The sequence below is a fragment of the Stenotrophomonas maltophilia R551-3 genome, from assembly GCF_000020665.1.
GTDB classification, from domain to species: Bacteria; Pseudomonadota; Gammaproteobacteria; order Xanthomonadales; family Xanthomonadaceae; genus Stenotrophomonas; species Stenotrophomonas maltophilia_L.
Map to the genome: position 1 here is coordinate 2,038,222 of NC_011071.1, position 18,585 is coordinate 2,056,806.

General features: G+C 66.2%; 12 protein-coding genes. 10 read left to right on the top strand and 2 right to left on the bottom strand.

Annotated elements, in window-relative coordinates; translation table 11 throughout:
• Positions 1–37 precede the first annotated feature (37 nt).
• Complete coding sequence (recJ, locus tag SMAL_RS09305) at positions 38–1,795, top strand: single-stranded-DNA-specific exonuclease RecJ (protein WP_012510932.1); 1,758 nt, start codon at positions 38–40, stop codon at positions 1,793–1,795.
• Between the two features lie 83 nt (positions 1,796–1,878).
• Here the strand turns inward: recJ and SMAL_RS09310 are convergent, their stop codons facing one another.
• Positions 1,879–2,928: a DUF1176 domain-containing protein gene (locus tag SMAL_RS09310; protein ID WP_012510933.1), complete on the bottom strand. Its 1,050-nt coding sequence runs from the start codon at positions 2,926–2,928 to the stop codon at positions 1,879–1,881.
• A gap of 131 nt (positions 2,929–3,059) precedes the next feature.
• Between SMAL_RS09310 and SMAL_RS09315 the strand changes: the two genes are divergently transcribed.
• Positions 3,060–5,951 (top strand): DUF2135 domain-containing protein, encoded by a 2,892-nt coding sequence (locus tag SMAL_RS09315; protein WP_012510934.1) that lies wholly within the window; start codon positions 3,060–3,062, stop codon positions 5,949–5,951.
• A 342-nt stretch (positions 5,952–6,293) separates the two neighbouring features.
• On the top strand, positions 6,294–7,259 hold the full coding sequence (locus tag SMAL_RS09320) for an IS110-like element ISStma4 family transposase (protein WP_012510657.1): 966 nt from the start codon (positions 6,294–6,296) through the stop codon (positions 7,257–7,259).
• A 35-nt stretch (positions 7,260–7,294) separates the two neighbouring features.
• Here the strand turns inward: SMAL_RS09320 and SMAL_RS09325 are convergent, their stop codons facing one another.
• A complete protein-coding gene (locus SMAL_RS09325) occupies positions 7,295–8,503 on the bottom strand; it encodes an acyltransferase family protein (RefSeq protein ID WP_012510935.1) in 1,209 nt (402 codons plus the stop codon).
• Between the two features lie 134 nt (positions 8,504–8,637).
• Between SMAL_RS09325 and SMAL_RS09330 the strand changes: the two genes are divergently transcribed.
• The 7 genes from SMAL_RS09330 (at position 8,638) to rpfG (ending at position 18,585) form a co-directional block, all read left to right on the top strand.
• The gene (locus tag SMAL_RS09330) at positions 8,638–9,540 is read left to right on the top strand and encodes a LytTR family DNA-binding domain-containing protein (RefSeq protein ID WP_006364469.1); all 903 of its coding nucleotides are present in this window, start codon (positions 8,638–8,640) and stop codon (positions 9,538–9,540) included.
• Between the two features lie 70 nt (positions 9,541–9,610).
• Positions 9,611–10,736, top strand: a protein-coding gene (gene prfB, locus SMAL_RS09335; RefSeq protein WP_012510936.1) for a peptide chain release factor 2 whose coding sequence is annotated in 2 segments (ribosomal slippage) — positions 9,611–9,685 and positions 9,687–10,736 — 1,125 coding nt in all. Because the reading frame shifts where the segments join, the coding sequence is not laid out codon by codon here.
• Positions 10,737–10,781: 45 nt separating this feature from the next.
• Positions 10,782–11,564 carry a helix-turn-helix transcriptional regulator gene (locus tag SMAL_RS09340; protein ID WP_041864512.1) on the top strand — a complete coding sequence of 261 codons (783 nt, stop codon included), beginning with the start codon at positions 10,782–10,784 and terminating at the stop codon, positions 11,562–11,564.
• Between the two features lie 801 nt (positions 11,565–12,365).
• A complete protein-coding gene (locus SMAL_RS09345; protein ID WP_006364475.1) occupies positions 12,366–13,751 on the top strand; it encodes an NAD-dependent succinate-semialdehyde dehydrogenase in 1,386 nt (461 codons plus the stop codon).
• A gap of 63 nt (positions 13,752–13,814) precedes the next feature.
• Positions 13,815–15,455, top strand: a complete 1,641-nt coding sequence (locus tag SMAL_RS09350; protein ID WP_012510938.1) for an acetolactate synthase large subunit — start codon at positions 13,815–13,817, stop codon at positions 15,453–15,455.
• A gap of 273 nt (positions 15,456–15,728) precedes the next feature.
• Positions 15,729–17,240 carry a lysine--tRNA ligase gene (gene lysS / locus SMAL_RS09355; protein ID WP_012510939.1) on the top strand — a complete coding sequence of 504 codons (1,512 nt, stop codon included), beginning with the start codon at positions 15,729–15,731 and terminating at the stop codon, positions 17,238–17,240.
• 205 nt (positions 17,241–17,445) lie between these two features.
• The gene (gene rpfG, locus SMAL_RS09360; protein ID WP_006364528.1) at positions 17,446–18,585 is read left to right on the top strand and encodes a cyclic di-GMP phosphodiesterase response regulator RpfG; all 1,140 of its coding nucleotides are present in this window, start codon (positions 17,446–17,448) and stop codon (positions 18,583–18,585) included.

Below are 18,585 nucleotides of genomic sequence, written 5' to 3' on the forward strand. Positions count from 1 at the left end.
GTATCATGCGCGGGTCTTCCGTAACCCGGCGATGCCGATGTCCCTTGCCGCCGATGCCGTGCAGCCCTCCTCTGATACGCCGACGATCCGCCGCCGCGATGCGGTCGCGCCCGCCAACTGGCCGGAGGGCACGCTGCCACTGCTGGCGCGGCTCTACGCCAGTCGCGGTGCCGGTACCCCGGAGCTGGCGCTGCCGAAGCTGGGCAGCCTGCATGCGCCCGAGCTGCTGACCGGCATCGAGGCTGCGGTGGGCCTGCTGGTCGAGGCCATCGCCAACGACAAGCGCATCCTGGTGGTCGGCGATTTCGACTGCGATGGCGCCACCGCCTGTGCGGTCGGCGTGCGCGGCCTGCGCATGCTCGGCGCACAGCACGTCTTGCACGCGGTGCCGAACCGCATGGTGCACGGCTACGGCCTGTCGCCGTCGCTGGTGGAGGAGCTGGCCGAGCTGCAGCCGGACCTGCTGGTCACGGTTGACCATGGCATTGCCTGCCACGCGGGTGTGACTGCGGCCAAGGCCCGTGGTTGGCAGGTGCTGGTCACCGACCACCATCTGCCCGGCCCGCAGCTGCCGCCGGCAGACGTGATCGTTGATCCGAATCTGGATGGCGATGCGTTCCCCAGCAAATCGCTGGCCGGCGTCGGCGTGATTTTCTATGTGCTGATGGCATTGCGCCGGCAGATGCGCGAGGCCGGCGTCTTCGCCGATGGCAAGGGCCCGGACCTGACCACACTGCTGGACCTGGTGGCGGTCGGTACCGTCGCCGACCTGGTAGCGCTGGATCCGAACAACCGTGCGCTGGTCAGCGCGGGCCTGCGCCGTCTGCGCGCGGGGCAGGGCTGTGTCGGCCTGCGTGCGCTGATCGAAGCCAGCGGCCGTGATGCCGCGCGACTGACCGCCACTGACATCGGCTTCGCGCTCGGCCCGCGCCTGAACGCTGCGGGTCGGCTGGAGGACATGGCGCTGGGCATCGCGCTGCTGCTGACCGAGGACCCGCGCCAGGCGCGCGAGATCGCGCAGACGCTGGAGCAGATCAATTCGGAACGGCGCGCCGTGCAGCAGTCGATGACTGACGACGCCGAGCAGGCGTTGACCCGCGTGGTGCTGGACATGGCCGGCCAGCGACCGGTGGCGGCCTGCCTGTTTGACGCCGATTGGCACCCGGGCGTGGTCGGTCTGGTCGCGTCGAAGATGAAGGATCGCCTGCATCGCCCGGTGATCGCCTTCGCGCCTGCAGAACCCGGTGCCGACACGCTGCGCGGTTCGGCGCGCTCGATTCCCGGCCTGCACATCCGTGACGCGCTGGCACTGGTCGACGCGCGCCATCCGGGCCTGATCGAACGTTTCGGTGGGCATGCCATGGCGGCTGGACTGAGCATGCGGCTTGATCATCTTGATGATTTCAAGGCCGCCTTCGTCGCCGTGGTGCTGGAAATGCTCGACCCGGCGGCGCTGCAGCAGCAGGTGCTGAGCGATGGCGAACTGGCCGCAGATGAGCTGGATCATCGCCACGCCGATGCGCTGCGCCTGGCCGGCCCGTGGGGCCAGGGCTTCCCCGAGCCGCTGTTCGACGGCCACTTCGAAGTGGCCAACTGGCGTGTGCTGAAGGAACGCCACCTCAAGCTGGAACTGCGCCTGCCAGGCGTACCCGGCACGATCAACGCGATCCATTTCGGCGGCTGGCACGGTAACGCGCCCGGCCGTCACGTGCATCTGGCCTTTCGGCTGGCCTGCGATGACTATCGTGGCGGCAGCGCCATCCAGTTGATCGTCGAGCACTGCCTGCCTGCATGAAAAAAGGGGACGGAGGGGATTAAGTCGCTTGTGCCTTGTTTGCCACTTGCGACTTAATCCCCTCCGTCCCCTTTTCTGTGGCGTCAGCGGACCTCGCTGACCAGCGTCGGCAGTTCCCAGGTGCCACCGGGCACGCCCCGGCATAGCCCAGGTGCCACCTCGGACGTCGCGATGAAGTTCGTCCCGTCCCACGTCCAGGCTGCGTGCGAAATGCAGTCAGCGAGGCCGCGGCCCTTCTGCGCGGCAATGATCTGGCCGTCGGCGTAGTCGATCGCATCGCTGGTCACCCATTGCGCCTGGAACGGCGCCTGCGGGCGGGCGATCCAGTAGCCATCGCCGATGTTGTAGGCCCCGCGCCAACACGGGACAGTGACCAGCACATGCTGCGCGTCCAGGCGCTGGACCTGCAGCGGGGAGTTGCTGAGCGGAACGTCGGCGTCGGTTTCCTGCAGGCCTTCGCATCTATCGTCCTCCAGCGTGGCACGCAGTGCCGCGCGCAGGGCGGGTGAGGCGGCCAGCCGAGCAAACGCAGGATCATCCGGAGTCGAGTCCAGGGTAGCGGCCTTGCGTACAACCGGCACCGGAAGTGCGGTGGGAACGCCGGACTCAGGCATGCTGCCCCTGCGCATCACGGCGCCGGGCGTGCCGAGGCGGCCCTGGTATTCATCGATCTTCAGCAGCACGGCTGCGGCACCCTTGCCCGACAGCGGCCAGCGATGGCCAGCGCCATCGGTCACGCTGATCCCTCCATCGCGTACCAATGCGGACAGCACCGCGCTGGTCTGTGCGGCATTCAAGCCGTGCGTGCCTTCGCCCTTCACGGGAGCCAGTACGCCCAGGTCCTGGCGCTGGATGCGCAGATGCAGCGCGCCCTTGGGCTGGGTCTGGCCTTCTTCCGGCTGCAGCGACAGGCGGCCCTGGATGGCCTGGCCCGGGCCGCCCTTGCGGATGAGCAGCACACTCAGGGTGCTGTCATCGTCGGCGGCGTAGCCGGCCGCGCGGCAGGTCAAAGTGTTGTCACAGGCCACGACCCAGTCGTGGTGCTGGAAATACAGGCTCTTGGCCGGAGCCGCAGCAAGGGCGGTCAGGGGGCAGGCCAGTGCCAACAGAGTGGCCAGCAGGGGCAATCGCATCGGCATCCTTGCGCGTGTGGGAGCGTGGGGAATGGTGCCTGTGGGTGAGGGCAAAGAAAAGCCGCGCACGGTCCAACCCCATTCCGGCTGTCCGTGCGTTCAAATGTCCACGATCCCACTGGAGCCCTGTCATGGTCTTCGTCCGTTGCTGCGCTGTGTTGTTGCTGGCCCTCGCGGTTGGGCCTGTCGGCGCTCAGTCGCCACGTATTGCCAGGCCGCAAGCCACCACCCCGCTGTTGATTGCGCCCGCCGCCGAACAGTCGGTGCAGCTGCAGCGTGCCCGCATCGAAGGCGAGGTCCAGGCCGGCGTCGCCCAGACCCGGATCACCCTGGAGTTCCACAACCCGAACCGGCGCGTGCTGGAGGGCGAGCTGCAGTTCCCGTTGGCCGATGGCCAGCAGATCACCGGCTTTGCACTGGACATCAACGGTGAGCTGCGCGATGCGGTGCCGGTGCCCAAGGACCGTGGCCGCCAGGTGTTCGAGGAGATCGCCCGCCGCGGTGTCGACCCGGGCCTGCTGGAACAGACTGCCGGCAACCAGTTCCGCCTGCGTATCTATCCGCTGCCGGCCGGTGGCAGCCGACGCGTGCAGCTGGTGATTCGCGAACCGCTGGCCTTCGCCGGCCAGGGCTGGCAGTGGACGCTGCCGCTGCAGTTCGCCGCTGGCGCTGCATCGGTTGAGCTGAAGCTGCAGGCGCCGGAAGCGGCCACCGCAGGTACGGCTCCGTTCCGCATCAACGCGGGCCAGCTGCACTGGCAGGGCAGGGGCGCGCAGTTGCCGACGCAGCTGCAGTGGAGCCTGCCGGCGGCACGCCAGGCACAGGTGCAGGTGGCGCCCTGGCAGGACGGGCACTACCTGTTGGCGCAGCTGCCGGTGTCGCCCAGCAGCACGCCCCGCACGTTGCCCAGCGATATCGGCCTGCTGTGGGACGGTTCCGGTTCGGCGGGCCAGCGCGATCGCACACGTGAGTTCGCCTTGCTGGATCGCTATTTCGCAGCGATGGGTGACGGCACCGTGGCGTTGACCGTGCTGCGCGACCGTGCCGAACCGATGCGTCGCTTCCGTGTCCGTGCAGGCAACTGGAGCGAGCTGCGCGCAGCGCTGCAGGCCGTACGCCCGGACGGTGCCAGCGCGCTGGCGCAGTGGCAGCCGCAACCGAGCGTGAAGGAGTACCTGCTGGTCAGCGATGGCCTGCTGACCTATGGACCGGAAGCACTGCCAGCACTCGCACCGCAGCAGCGCCTGTTCGCGGTCAGCAGTGCTGGTGCGCGAACCGATGCAGTGCGCCTGCGCGGCTGGAGCGAAGCGCATGGCGGTCGCTTTGTCGCGCTGGGCAAGGATGTTGATGCGGCCGCTCGCGAACTGCTGTCGTCGCCGTTGGACGTGCAGGTCGATGCGGGCCGTGGCGTACAGGATGTTGTGATCGATCGTCGCAGCGAGGCCGAAGGCTGGCTATGGCTGCATGCCCTCCTTGCGGCGGACGGCGTGCCGATGCGGGTGCGCGTGGGCGGCGGTGAATGGCAGGCGCTGCCGGCAACGCAGAAGAGTGACGACGGTGAGCTGCTGGCCGGCTTGTGGGCGCAGGCCCGTCTGCAGCAACTCGGCGCCGACCGCCGAGGCAATCGCGAGGCAATGCAACTGCTGTCGCAGCAGTTCGGCGTGGTCGGACCGGACACCTCGCTGATCGTGCTGGAGACCCTGGAGGACTACCTGCGCTACGCGATCCGCCCGTCCGGCAAGCTGCGCGCCGAGTACGATGCCCGCTTCGCACGGCAGGTGAGCGATCGCGCCGCTGCCGATCGCCAGCGCCTGGACCAGGTTGCCGCACGTTGGAAGGAGCGCCAGCAGTGGTGGAACCGAAGCTGGCCGAAGGGAGCGCCTCCGCAGTTGAAGGGCGGGGCGCTGGAAGTTGCATCCGCGGACTACGCGATGGACTCGGCGCCGGTGGCGATGCTCGCTGCGCCGGCCCCCGCGGCACCGATGGCCGCCGCCGAGCAACGCATGGAAGCCAGCAGCGCGCGTGCACGTCGCTCAGCCTCCGCATCGAACAAAGCGCTGGATGTGGTCGCGCTCACCGGCAGCGTTGTCGCTGCATCCGCCGCCAACAATGGGGAGCTCGGCATCCAGCTGGCGGCGTGGCAGCCGGACTCGGCCATCGCCCGGCGGCTGCGCCAGGGCCCGGCGTCGCAACTGTATGACCGTTACCTGGCCGAGCGTGACGCACACGCCGACAGCAGCGCGTTCTTCCTCGACGTGGCCGATCTGTTGCTGGAGCAGGGCCAGCGCGAACTGGCACTGCGCGTGCTGTCGAACCTGGCCGAGATGGACCTGGACAACCGCCACCTGTTGCGTGTGCTCGGCTACCGGTTGATGCAGGCCGACGCGCCGGCACTGGCGGTTCCGGTGTTCGAGCAGGTGCTGGCGATGGGCCAGGAAGAACCGCAGAGCTTCCGCGATCTTGGCCTGGCACTGGCGGCTGCGGGCAAGCCGCAGCAGGCGTTGGCGCCGCTGTATCAGGTGGTGGTGCGGCCGTGGGACAACCGCTTCGACGGCATCGCCCTGATCGCGCTGGATGAGCTGAACAACTTGGTGGCACGCAGCACGCCACGGCTGGATACCCGCAGCATCGACCCGCGCCTGCTGCAGGCGATGCCGCTGGACCTGCGCGTGGTGCTGTCGTGGGATGCCGACAACAGCGACATGGACCTGTGGGTGACCGACCCGAACGGCGAGCGCGCGTACTACGGCAACCGCCTGACCTATCAGGGCGGGCAGATGTCGCAGGACTTCACCGGCGGCTATGGTCCCGAGCAGTTCTCGCTGCGCAACGCCAAGCCCGGCAAGTACAAGGTGGAGGCGAACTACTTCGGCAGCCGCCAGCAGCTGGTGACCGGTGCGACGACGCTGATGCTGCGGCTGACCACGCACTGGGGCACGCCGAAGCAGAAGGACCAGATGGTGACGATGCGATTGAAGGATCGCGCTGAAACCGTGCTGGTGGGCGAGTTCGAGGTGAAATGATCGATCCCAGGCATATGTAGAGTCGAGCTTGCTCGACTGCCTCAAGGTAGAGCCGAGCCTATGCTCGGCTCACGGCAGAAGCAGCCGAGCGTGGGCTCGGCTCTTGTGTCTTGGATCGTGCCCTGATCAGGCACAATCCCCCGGTGACCCGGGAGGCTCCGATGACGCTGCCTCGGCTCTTAAGCCTTCGAGCTTGCAAAGTAGATTCAGCGCGTCGGCGGCCTGACACCGCCATGGAACTTGAACGGTATCTTAGGCCCGCCATCGGGTGAGAGCCTGTACTCACAAGGGCAAGTCTGGCGGCTTCCGATCACGATCGTAAGTTCAAGCTGGAGCGAAATCATGCAATTTATCGGCATCGACGCAGCCAAGGCGACTTTTGACATCGCCCTGCCTCTATCTCACGGCAAGTATCGAACCAAGGCCAAACTCCCCAATACGCCAAAGGGTTTTGATGAGCTTCTGGCCTGGCGCGCCAAACATGCGCCGAACGCGGCGGTAGGTATGGAGGCTACAGGCATCTATCACGAGGCCTTGGCTCAAGCACTGGTGGAAGCGGGGGTAGTGGTTCATGTGGCCAATCCCGCCCGAGTAAAGGCGTTTGGGCAGGCGGAGGGGATGCGGACCAAGACTGACCGCAGCGACGCCAAGCTGATTGCCCGGTTTTTTGAGGCACAACGCTCGGAAAAGCTGTATCCCTACGTTCCACCGACGCCCTCGGAGGTGAAGCTGCGCGCCTTGGTACGGCGTCGAGATGACCTCCAGGAAATGCTGCAGATGGAGCACAACCGCCTGGACGTTGCCGATATCTCGGTCCAGCAAGGGATCAAGGATGTGATCCGGACGTTGGAAGAGCAGATCAAGCAGGTCCAGAAGGCGATTGAGGACCATATCGATAACGATCCGGACCTGCGCCGGCGTCATCAACTGCTTACCAGCATCCCCGGTGTAGGCAACACCAGCAGTGCCCAGCTGTTGGCCATGCTGGGGGATCTAAGCAAATACAGCGACGTGCGCCAGGTGGTTGCCCACGCGGGCCTGAATCCGGCCCAGCGTCAATCAGGAAACTACGAAGGCAAATGCCGGATATCACGCGTCGGCGACGCCAATTTCCGCAAAAAGCTGTACATGCCGGCGCTGACCGGGAAGACCCACAACCCCACACTGAAGTCCTTTGCAGACCGGCTCAGCGCGAAAGGCAAGCCCTTCAAGGTCGTCATGTGTGCAGTGATGCGCAAGCTCATCCATCTGATTTGGGGCGTACTGAGAAGTGGCCGACCCTTTGAGCCTGACGTCGCCCTTGCCTAGGCGAGGGCGACACGGTATCTACAACGGCACCGAACTCAGCGCGCCGTTGCGGCGCGTGCAATCGGCGACGCTGGCGGATCGGCACGGAGGCCGAACAGCGGGCGCAGCCAGCGCACACGTCGGATCAGCAGCTCGTGGATCAGCAGACAGGCGCTTATTGTGCCAGCCACCAGTAGTGCAGGTTCCAGCCACGGGCCCAGCTGCAGCGGGCGCAGCGCGTACAGCAGAACGATCAGCACAGTCTGATGCAGGATGTACCAACTGAACACAGCTTCGCGGCAGTAGTTCAGACCGTGCCAGGGACGGTCCAGCAGCACGCGCGCCCAGCCGAATAGGGTCAGCAGCATGCACCACGTATACAACGCGCGGCCGACGCGTTCGGTCTGGGCCCACGGCAGTGCCAGCACCCACGCATCCAGATCGCCTACATGCGGCAGGCGGGCCAGTGCGCGGATGCCCAGCTCCAGGCAGAGCCCCAGCACCGCCAGGGCCAGGGTCAGGCGACGCCCGCGCACCAGCAGATCCCAGCCGCGCTGCCAGCGTGCCGCCAGGAAGCCGGCCAAGAACAGCGGCAGCGATTCGGCGTGCACGTATATGTCGTCCAGTAAGGCGTGGGTGGGTGGCCAGCGAGGCATCAGCACCAGCAGTGCCCAGGTCAGCCACGCTACCGGCAGCACCAGCAGCAGGGTGCCCAGCAGGCGATCACCGGGTTGCCAGCGCGGCAGCGCCCTGCGCAATGGTCGGAGCAGGCTGGCCAGCACGACTGCCAGTACGGTGTAGGGCAGAAGGTAGGCCAGGTACCAGAGATGATTCCAGGTGAAGCCGTAGGCGGCACCACTGAAGTGCGCGCCCGGCCACGGCCGGAACTGCCAGTAGCGCCACAGGAAATGGCCCAGCCCCGGTGCCACGTCACCCTTGTCCAAGGCCTCGCAGTAGGCCTGCAGGGACACCGCCGCGACGATACCGAAGACCAGGGGCAGCAGCAGGCGCCAGCTACGGCGGAGCGTGTGCTGCAGTCGCCCGTGGTCTGGCAGGGAAAGGCCCAAGGCGATACCACTGATGGCAAACAGCAGCGGCATACGCCAGCGGTTCAGCGCGATCATCGGCCACTGCAGCCATTCGGCGGTGTAGGCGCTCTTGAGGTGGAAGTCCCAGCCGGCCACATAGGCCATGGCGGCGTGGTAGAGGATCAGCAACGCGAAGGCGGCGATGCGCAGGGTGTCCAGATCGTGGCGACGGTGCATGGCGATGGGCGTCAGGAGGATGCTTCACCTTCCGCCGCAAGGCTCAGCGTCGCCAGCGGATAGGGTGCAATGGCAGCCTTGCAGGGTCCAATGGAGGGGTTATTGGGACCAATGGCCGATGCGGAAAGGGTCGGATGGGCAACAATGGCGGCATGGAAAATGGAGATCCGGCGGTCGATCCCGCCCTTGTTGCAGATCGTCCCAACCGCGCGGGCATGGCTGCAGTGTTCTGGTCGCTGCTGTTCCTGTGTACCGCTGCGGGCAATGTGCTGGCGCAGTGGATGCGGGCATTGCGGGACGCCCAGCCATTCCCGGGCCTTGCGGCTTCGATCGAGGAGTTCAGCAGTGCGCTTGCCAGCCTGGGCCTGCTGGCACTTCTGCATGCCGCCGCTCACCGGTGGCCGTTGCATGCAGACACCTGGCGGCGCCGGATCGGCTTCTACGTGCTGGGTGGCGTTGCCTGGTGGCTGTTGCATGTCAGTGCCATGGTGCTGATGCGCAAGCTGGCCTTCGCCCTGATTGGCCAGCACTACACCTATGGCGCCTGGCCGGCGCAGTGGTTCTACGAGTTCTTCAAGGACGTGCAGACCTACAGCCTGCTGGTGATTGCCGTGCACGCCGTGGCCTGGTTCGGCCGCCAGCGGCAGGGTGAAGCGCACCTGCTGACCGAGCCCGACGTCGGCCCGCCGGTGGAGCCGGTCGAGCGCCCCCAGCATTTCCTGGTTCGCAAGCTGGGCAAGGAATTCCTGGTGGCCACCGCGGACGTGGAGTACGCCCAGGCGGCGGGGAACTACGTGAACCTGCGGGTACGCGGCCACGACTACCCGCTGCGGATCACCATGGCGGTACTGGAACAGCGGCTGGACCCGGGCGAGTTCCTGCGTCCGCACCGCAGCTGGCTGATCCACCGTAGCCAGTTGCGCTCGATCGAGCCGCTGGACGGCGGCGAGGCCCTGCTGCATATGGCCGATGGGGCCAAAGTGCCCTGCAGCCGGCGCCAGCTGCCAGTGCTGCGGCAGGCGCTGGGGGCAGGGTGAGGCCCTCATTCCGGGCATCCCCGGCCTGCGGTATCATTACCAGTCATCTTTTGAATGCATAACCGCCGACATGATCGAACTGAATCCTGTCCGCCAGCGCATCACCGATCTGACCGATCGCGTGCTGTCGCTTCGGGGGTATCTTTGACTACGACGCCAAGAAAGAGCGTCTTGAAGAAGTAACGCGGGAGCTGGAAAGCCCCGACGTCTGGAACAACGCCGAATACGCCCAGAACCTGGGCCGCGAGCGCTCCAGCCTGGAAAAGACCGTGGGCGGCATCGCCTCGGTGCTGGACGGCCTGGCTGATGCCACCGAACTGCTTGAGCTGGCCGAGTCCGAGCAGGACGAGGACACCGCACTGGCCGTGGTGGCCGACCTGGACAAGCATCAGGCGCATGTGGAGAAGCTGGAGTTCCAGCGCATGTTCTCCGGCGAGATGGACAACGCTGCTGCCTTTGTCGACATCCAGGCCGGTGCCGGTGGCACCGAAGCCCAGGACTGGGCCGAGATCCTGCTGCGCATGTACCTGCGCTGGTGTGAATCGCGCGGCTGGAAGACCGAGCTGATGGAAGTCTCCGGTGGCGACGTCGCCGGCATCAAGTCGGCCACGCTGCGCGTGGAAGGCGACTATGCCTATGGCTGGCTGAAGACCGAGACCGGCGTGCACCGCCTGGTGCGCAAGTCGCCGTTCGACTCGGACAACCGCCGCCACACCAGCTTCACCTCGGTGTTCGTGTCGCCGGAAATCGACGACAACATCGACATCACCATCAACCCGGCCGACCTGCGTACCGACGTGTACCGTTCGTCCGGTGCCGGTGGCCAGCACGTGAACAAGACCGAGTCGGCGGTGCGTATCACCCACATCCCGACCAACATCGTCGTGGCCTGCCAGACCGGCCGCAGCCAGCACCAGAACCGTGACAACGCGATGAAGATGCTGGCCGCCAAGCTGTACGAGCTGGAGATCCAGAAGCGCAACGCCGAAAAGGACGCCGTGGAAGCCACCAAGTCCGACATCGGCTGGGGCAGCCAGATCCGCAATTACGTGCTCGACCAGAGCCGTATCAAGGACCTGCGCACGGGCATCGAGCGTTCGGATACGCAGAAGGTGCTCGACGGCGACCTGGACGAGTTCGTCGAAGCCAGCCTGAAGGCCGGCCTGGCCGTGGGCTCCAAGCGCGTCGATGCCTGATCGACGTGCCTGCGCGGATATCATCGCCCTCCGTGATGGAGGGCGATGATGCGCAGCGAAAGTGAACGCAAGGAACTTGGCGGCTTCCTCAAGGCCTGCCGTGCCCGTGTCGACCCCGCCACGCTCGGCCTCCCGGCCGGGCGCCGGCGCACCCCGGGCCTGAAGCGGGAGGAAGTCGCGCTGGCGATCGGGGTCAGCGTCAGCTGGTACACCTGGATCGAGCAGGGGCGCGAAGTGCGCGCTTCGCCGGAGGTGCTGGAGCGCTTGGCGCAGGTACTGCGCATGAGTGATGACGAACGCGCCTATGCGTTCGCGCTGTCCGGCTACGGCGTGCCACTGGAGTCTCCCGACGAGACGGTCACCGATGGCCTGCGCCAGCTGGTCGAAGCGATGCAGCCGATCCCGGCTTACGTGCGCAATACCCGTTACGACATCCTGGCCTGGAACCCGGCCATCGCCGACCTGTTCGTGGACTACAGCCAGCTGGCGCCACATGAGCGCAACACGCTGCGGCTGATGTTCCTGTACCTGCCGTACCGCACGTTGATCCTCAACTGGGAAGAAATGACCCGCGGCCTGCTGGCAGGCTTCCGCGCGGCGATGGCGCAGGCGCCGGACAAGGCCCCGTTCCTCGCGCTGGCCGAGGACATCGCCGCGCACAGCGAGGAGTTCCGCCAGTGGTGGCCGGAGCACGACGTGCGCCGGTTCGACGAAGGTGCGAAGAAGCTGAACCATCCCACGCGCGGGTTGCTGGACCTGCAGTACGTGGCGCTGGTGCCGGAGAGCCGCCACGATCTGTCACTGGTGACCTACCTGCCGCGGAAGTAGGTTGGTCGGCAGGGCTGCGCCCTGCACCCACAGAGGCCGAAGCGACAGCAGCAGCAACAGCGGGCATTCCGTGGGATGGCGGGGCGGTGTGGGTTGGCAGGACACGCCGTAAACCCCGCTCCGCGGTCCGGCCCAGCCGCTGGCGGCTGTGCGTTCGGGCGCTTGCGAAGCAGTGCTTCGCAAGCAAAGCGCCCTCACCCCTGGGGGCTCGATGGCGCCTTGCTCGTGTGCGCTGTCCTGCGCACACGGCAAGACCGGGGTTGGGCGTCCTGCCCAACCCGCCCGAGGCATGCCTCGGGCCCATGGCGCCAACGGTCCTGCCAACCCACACCACCCCACCTCAGACAGATTTCGCGCGGTTGTTGGTAGGTGTCGACCTTGGCCGATACATCTGTCAGATATCGAAAGAAATTCCGGGGTCAGATCCGTTTTCCGTAGGAAAACGGATCTGACCCCAAGAGCATTTCCGACAGATCGCGGGAAATTGTCGAAGGCGGGGTGGGTCCGGTTGCGGGGGCGTGAGCGCCATGGATGGCGCGACCGAGGCTACATGGATGTATTCACGCCGTCCCCCGCAACCGGACCCACCCCACCATCCCGCGGAATGCACGCTGTTGCCGTTGCCTTGGTTTGAAGCCTCTGCGGGTGCAGGGCGCAGCCCTGCCAGGACAACCCACCCCATTCAGGCAGGTAAGTGCAGGTCACAGGATAAGTAGACGCCTTGTTGTGCCCGTCCATCGGGTCCACATTCCTGTGCAGGAGACGGGCCACCGCCCGTTGTCGAGACACCAGGAGACCTGCATGTCCGCTGCCCCCACCACCGCCATTTCCCGCGATCCCGCCACTGGCCAACAGATCGCCAGTCATCCCTTCGCCACCGACGCCGAACTGGAAGCGATCCTTGACCGCGGCCAGGCCGGCTTCGCGGCCTGGAGCGCCAGGAGCCTCGAACAGCGGGCGGAGGTGCTGCGCGCGATGGCTGCCGTACTGCGCCGTGACCGCGAGAAGCTGGCTGCGCTGGCCACCGCCGAAATGGGCAAGGTCCAGGCCGAGTCGCTGGCCGAGATCGAGAAGTGCGCCGTGCTGTGCGACTGGTACGCCGACAACGGTGCGCAGTTCCTGCGCGACGAACCGACCCAGGTGCCCGACGACAAGGCTTACGTGTCCTACCTGCCGCTGGGCGTGGTGCTGGGCATCATGCCGTGGAACTTCCCATACTGGCAGGTGATGCGCGCGGCGGTGCCGATCCTGATGGGCGGCAACGGCTTCCTGCTGAAGCCGGCCGAGAACATCGTCGGTACCGCGCAGCTGCTCGACGCGGCGTGGCGTGATGCAGGTCTGCCGGACGGTACCTTCATTGCCGCCAACATCAGCCGCGAAGGCACCAGTCGTGCCATTGCCGATGACCGCATCGCGGCGGTGACCCTGACTGGCAGCGTGGCCGCCGGCCGCAGCATCGCCGCCCAGGCCGGGCAGGCGCTGAAAAAGGTGGTGCTGGAACTGGGCGGCTCGGACCCGTTCATCGTGCTGGCCGACGCCGATCTGGACGCTGCCGTCGAAGCGGCGGTGGCCTCACGCTTCCAGAACACCGGGCAGGTCTGCATCGCCGGCAAGCGCATCATCGTCGAAGACGCGGTGTACGACCGTTTCGTGGCGCAGTTCTGCCAGAAGGTGCAGGCGCTGGCCATCGGTGATGGCCGTGAAGCGGGTAATCGCATTGGTCCGATGGCACGCCAGGATCTGCTGGAGCAGCTGGACGCGCAGGTGCGGGCCTCGGTGGACGCCGGCGCGAAGCTGCTGGTCGGTGGCCATCAACTGGATCGCCCGGGCGCGTTCTACGCCCCCACCGTGCTGGCCGACGTGGAGCCGGGCATGCAGGCTTTCGATACCGAAACCTTCGGGCCGGTGGCCTCGATCAGCCGCGCCCGCGATGCCGACCATGCGGTGGAACTGGCCAACCAGAGCGAGTTCGGCCTCAGTGGCAACCTGTGGAGCGGCGACCGCGCGCGGGCCATGCAGCTGGCACGCCGGCTGCAGACCGGCGGCGTGTTCGTCAACGGCTTCTCCGCTTCGGACCCGCGCGTGCCGATCGGCGGCGTGAAGAAGAGCGGCTTCGGCCGCGAGCTCTCGCACTTCGGCATCCGCGAATTCGTCAACGCGCAGACGGTGTGGTTCGACAAGCGTTGACGCGCAGCTTTCATCCTTCCTGCAACGATCCATCATCAGTCCAGCGAAAAGGACGGCATTCCAATGTCCAAGGGTTCAGATCTGCTTGTCGCCGCGCTTGAGAACGAAGGCGTCGAGCGTATTTTCGGCATCCCCGGCGAGGAGAACCTCGACGTGGTCGAATCACTCCGCCATTCCAGCATCGAGCTGGTCATCACCCGCCACGAACAGGCGGCGGTGTTCATGGCAGCCACCTACGGCCGCCTGACCGGGAAGCCGGGTGTGTGCCTGGCCACGCTCGGCCCGGGCGCGCTCAACTTCACCACCGGCGCCGCGTACGCGCTGCTGGGTGCGTGGCCGGTGATCATGATCACTGGCCAGAAGGGCATCGTCGCCAGCAAGCAGGCGCGTTTCCAGATTGTCGATATCGTCAGCACGATGAAGCCGCTGACCAAGCAGGCGCGGCAGATCGTCTCGGCGCGCACCATTCCGACCATCGTCCGCGAGGCATTCCGTACCGCGCTGGAAGAGCGCCCGGGCCCGGTGCTGCTGGAGCTGCCCGAAGACATCGCGGCCGATGAGGTCGGGGACGTAGCGCTGATTCCGCCGCACGCGGTGGATCGTCCCATTGCCAGTCCGGAAGCACTGGACCGCGCGGCGGAGATCATCCGCAATGCCAAGCGCCCGCTGCTGATGATCGCCTCGGCGGCGTCGCGGCCGCAGTCCAGCGAAGCGTTGTCGGCCTTCGTGTTGCGCGCGGGTATTCCGTTCTTCACCACGCAGATGGGCAAGGGGGCGGTGGCCGGTGGCTCGGGCCTGTACATGGGCACCGCCGCGTTGACCGAGCGTGACTACGTGCATATGGCCATCGACCAGGCCGACGTGATCGTGACCATCGGCCATGAGGTCACCGAGAAACCGCCGTTCGTGATGCGCCCGGGTGGGCCGACCGTGATCCATATCGGCTATTCGCAGGCGGCGGTGGAGCAGGTGTACTTCCCGCAGGTGGAAGTGATCGGTGACATCGGCCGTTCGCTGACCCAGCTGGCCGACCGTATCGAAGGTGCAGTGCCGAACGCCGACGCGCTGCTGCCACTGCGCGCGACCATTCTAGAACACCTGGCTGACCGTGCCGAGGAAGCTGGATTCACCCCGCAGCGGCTGGTGCACGACGTGCGCCAGGTGATGCCGCCGGACGGCATCGTGGCGCTGGACAACGGCATGTACAAGATCTGGTTTGCGCGCAATTACCGCACCCAGGTGGCCAATACGCTGCTGCTGGACAACGCGCTGGCGACGATGGGCGCGGGCCTGCCGTCGGCGATCATGGCCTCGATCCTGTACCCGCAGCGGCGGGTGCTGGCGGTGTGCGGCGATGGCGGTTTCATGATGAACAGCCAGGAGCTGGAGACCGCGCGCCGGCTGGGCCTGAACCTGGTGGTGCTGATCCTCAACGATGGCGCCTACGGGATGATCCGCTGGAAGCAGGCGGTGGATGGCTTCACCGACTACGGCATGACCTTCAGTAACCCGGATTTCGTGAAGTATGCGGAAGCCTATGGCTGCAAGGGGCATGAGGTGACGGCCATCGAGCAGTTCATCCCGACGCTGGAGGCGGCGTTCAACGAGGGTGGGGTGCACCTGGTATCGGTGCCGATCGACTACTCGGAGAACCAGCGGGTGCTGGTGGACGAGCTGCGTCAGGCGTTCCCGGGGAACGGGTAGAAACAGGTGGTTGGTAGCGCCGGGCCATGCCCGGCGGATTTCTGCGACCTGTCCGCCGGGCATGGCCCGGCGCTACCGCGTTGGCGGACGGTAGATCCACGCCATGCGTGGATGGCGGACCGCATACATAGGCCACGGAAAAGCGCCAACCAAGGTTGGCGACCACCAGGGCAGGGCGCCGGCCCAGGGCCGGGGCTGGGCGGTTTTGGTATGCTGGGCAACCGGCTGTGCCGGGCGCAACATCCCCCCTCACTATACGATTCCCGCAGATCCATGAGCGAAGCTACCGATACCCCCCCCGTTGACGAAAACAAGTTGATCGCCGAGCGCCGCGAGAAACTCAAAACGCTGCGTGGGCAGGGCATCGCGTACCCGAACGACTTCCGTCGCGAGGACTTCGCCGGCCGCCTGCAGGAAGAATTCGCCGACGCCGAGCAGTGGACCGCTGAGGCCCTGGAAGGCAACGGCCGCCAGGTGAAGATGGCGGGCCGCCTGATGGCCAAGCGCATCATGGGCAAGGCCAGTTTCGCGCAGATCCAGGACGAGTCCGGCCGCATCCAGCTGTTCCTGCAGGGCACGGTGCTGGGCGATGCCTATACCGCCTTCAAGGGCTGGGACGTGGGCGACATCATCGCCGTCGAAGGCGGCCTGACCCGTACCAAGACCGGCGAGCTGTCGGTCAAGGCCGAATCGATCCGCCTGCTGACCAAGTCGCTGCGCCCGCTGCCGGACAAGTGGCATGGCCTGGCCGACGTCGAGCAGCGCTACCGCCAGCGCTATGTCGACCTGATCGTGACCCCGGAGTCGCGCGCGGTGTTCATCAAGCGCTCGAAGATCATCCGCGCCATGCGCGCGTGGCTGGACAACCGCGACTTCCTCGAAGTCGAAACGCCGATGATGCATTACATCCCCGGCGGCGCGGCGGCCAAGCCGTTCACCACCCACCACAACGCGTTGGACCTGGACCTGTACCTGCGCGTGGCGCCGGAGCTGTACCTCAAGCGCCTGACCGTGGGTGGCCTGGAGCGCGTCTACGAGATCAACCGCAACTTCCGCAACGAAGGCGTCAGCACCCGCCACAACCCGGAATTCACCATGATGGAGCTGTACGAGGCCTACGCCACGTACAACGAGATCATGGACCTGACCGAAGGCGTGATCCGTGACGTGGCCACGACCGTCAACGGTGGCACCGAAGTCGAGTGGGATGGCGCGAAGATCGACCTGGGTCCGGCCTTCCGCCGCTGGCGCATGGACGAGGCGGTGCGCCACCACAACCCGGAAATCTCCGCTGCCGACTGCACCGACCGCGAGGCGCTCCTGCGCCATTGCGAGCGCTTGAAGATCCGCGTCAAGCCGTCTTACGGCTGGGGCAAGCTGCTGCTGGAGATCTTCGAAGCCACCGTCGAGCACACCCTGATCCAGCCGACCTTCATCACCGACCATCCGGTGGAGGTCTCGCCGCTGGCCCGTGCCAACGACAACGATCCGGGCTACACCGACCGCTTCGAGCTGTTCGTCAACGGCAAGGAGCTGGCCAATGGCTTCTCCGAGCTGAACGACCCGGAAGACCAGGCCCAGCGTTTCCAGGCCCAGGTGGCCGCGAAGGAAGGCGGCGACGACGAGGCGATGCACTACGACGCCGACTACATCCGTGCGCTGGAGTACGGGATGGCCCCGACCGGCGGCCTCGGCATCGGCGTCGATCGCCTGGTGATGCTGCTGACCGGCAGCAGCTCGATCCGTGACGTGCTGCTGTTCCCGTACATGCGTCCGGAGCAGTAAGTCGTCTTTTTGACTCCTGTTTGTGCGCGCCGTCGCGAAATGAGACGGCGCGATTGACGCCTCCCGCACTCGGCGTATCGTTAATGCACTACCTTGACGTCTGTTGTGGCTTGATCGGCGCCAGGGGGAGTGCGCACTGTGGAGAGTCCGCTTCACAATGTGATGACGATCATGAACCGGGACGCATGACACGGGAGTCAGGCCGATGCAGGGTGCGAGCGTTCGCAGCGGCAGGGTATCCTCGCCTGCTGATGATCCAGCATGGTCGAGAAACCAGGCAGAGTACGCGTTGAACATCGTCATTGTTGACGACCAGACGTCCGCGCGGACGATGCTGCGTCACGTCATCGAAGATATCGCGCCGGAACTGAGCGTGTATGACTTCGGTGATCCGTTGACCGCATTGGCCTGGTGCGAGGCGCATCCGGTCGACCTGCTGCTGCTCGATTACCGCATGCCGGAGATGGACGGGCTGGAATTCGCCCGCCGTTTCCGTCGCCTGCCCAAGCACCGCGACATTCCCGTGATCCTGATCACCGTCGTCGGCGACGAGCCGATCCGGCAGGCCGCGCTGGAAGCGGGCGTCATCGACTTCCTGGTCAAGCCGATCCGCCCGCGCGAACTGCGTGCGCGCTGCTACAACCTGCTGCAGCTGCGCCAGCAGACCGAGAACGTGAAGCAACGCGCCTTGTCGCTGGAGCAGCGGTTGCTGGCCAGCATGCACGAGGTCGAAGAGCGTGAGCGCGAGACCCTGTCGCGGTTGGCACGGGCGATCGAGTTCCGTGATGCCGGCACCAGTGCCTACCTCGAACGCATGGCGCGCGTGGCGGGGCTGATCGCCGAGCAGCTGGGCCTGCCCGAAGACGACGTGCGCCTGATCGAGATGGCCGCGCCGCTGCATGACATGGGCAAGATCGCCATTCCCGATGCAGTGCTGCTCAAGCAGGGCAAGCTCAACGACGAGGAGCTGGCGATCATGCGCCGGCACCCGCGCATCGGGCACGAGCTGCTCAGTGGCAGCCAGAACCGCTTCATCCAGGTGGGCGCATTGATCGCGCTGCGCCACCACGAACGCTATGACGGCAGCGGCTATCCCGATGGCCTGGTCGGCGAGGCGATTCCGCTGGAAGCGCGCATCGTGGCCGTGGCCGACGTTTTCGATGCCCTGATTTCGCCCCGTCCGTACAAGGAAGCATGGACCATGGAAGCCACACTGGCCTATCTGTACGCCCAGCGTGGCCGACTGTTCGACCCGCGCTGCGTGGATGCGCTGATGCGCGGTCACCAGCAGTTGATGGATATCTGCGCCCAGCACTCGACGGCATCGACGCGACCGGGTGGGTGA

Coding starts and splice junctions, on each gene's coding strand:
- recJ (WP_012510932.1), top strand. CDS start 38: ATGTCCCTTGCCGCCGATGCCGTGCAGCCCTCCTCTGATACGCCGACG.
- SMAL_RS09310 (WP_012510933.1), bottom strand. CDS start 2,928: ATGCGATTGCCCCTGCTGGCCACTCTGTTGGCACTGGCCTGCCCCCTG.
- SMAL_RS09315 (WP_012510934.1), top strand. CDS start 3,060: ATGGTCTTCGTCCGTTGCTGCGCTGTGTTGTTGCTGGCCCTCGCGGTT.
- SMAL_RS09320 (WP_012510657.1), top strand. CDS start 6,294: ATGCAATTTATCGGCATCGACGCAGCCAAGGCGACTTTTGACATCGCC.
- SMAL_RS09325 (WP_012510935.1), bottom strand. CDS start 8,503: ATGCACCGTCGCCACGATCTGGACACCCTGCGCATCGCCGCCTTCGCG.
- SMAL_RS09330 (WP_006364469.1), top strand. CDS start 8,638: ATGGGCAACAATGGCGGCATGGAAAATGGAGATCCGGCGGTCGATCCC.
- SMAL_RS09340 (WP_041864512.1), top strand. CDS start 10,782: ATGATGCGCAGCGAAAGTGAACGCAAGGAACTTGGCGGCTTCCTCAAG.
- SMAL_RS09345 (WP_006364475.1), top strand. CDS start 12,366: ATGTCCGCTGCCCCCACCACCGCCATTTCCCGCGATCCCGCCACTGGC.
- SMAL_RS09350 (WP_012510938.1), top strand. CDS start 13,815: ATGTCCAAGGGTTCAGATCTGCTTGTCGCCGCGCTTGAGAACGAAGGC.
- lysS (WP_012510939.1), top strand. CDS start 15,729: ATGAGCGAAGCTACCGATACCCCCCCCGTTGACGAAAACAAGTTGATC.
- rpfG (WP_006364528.1), top strand. CDS start 17,446: ATGCAGGGTGCGAGCGTTCGCAGCGGCAGGGTATCCTCGCCTGCTGAT.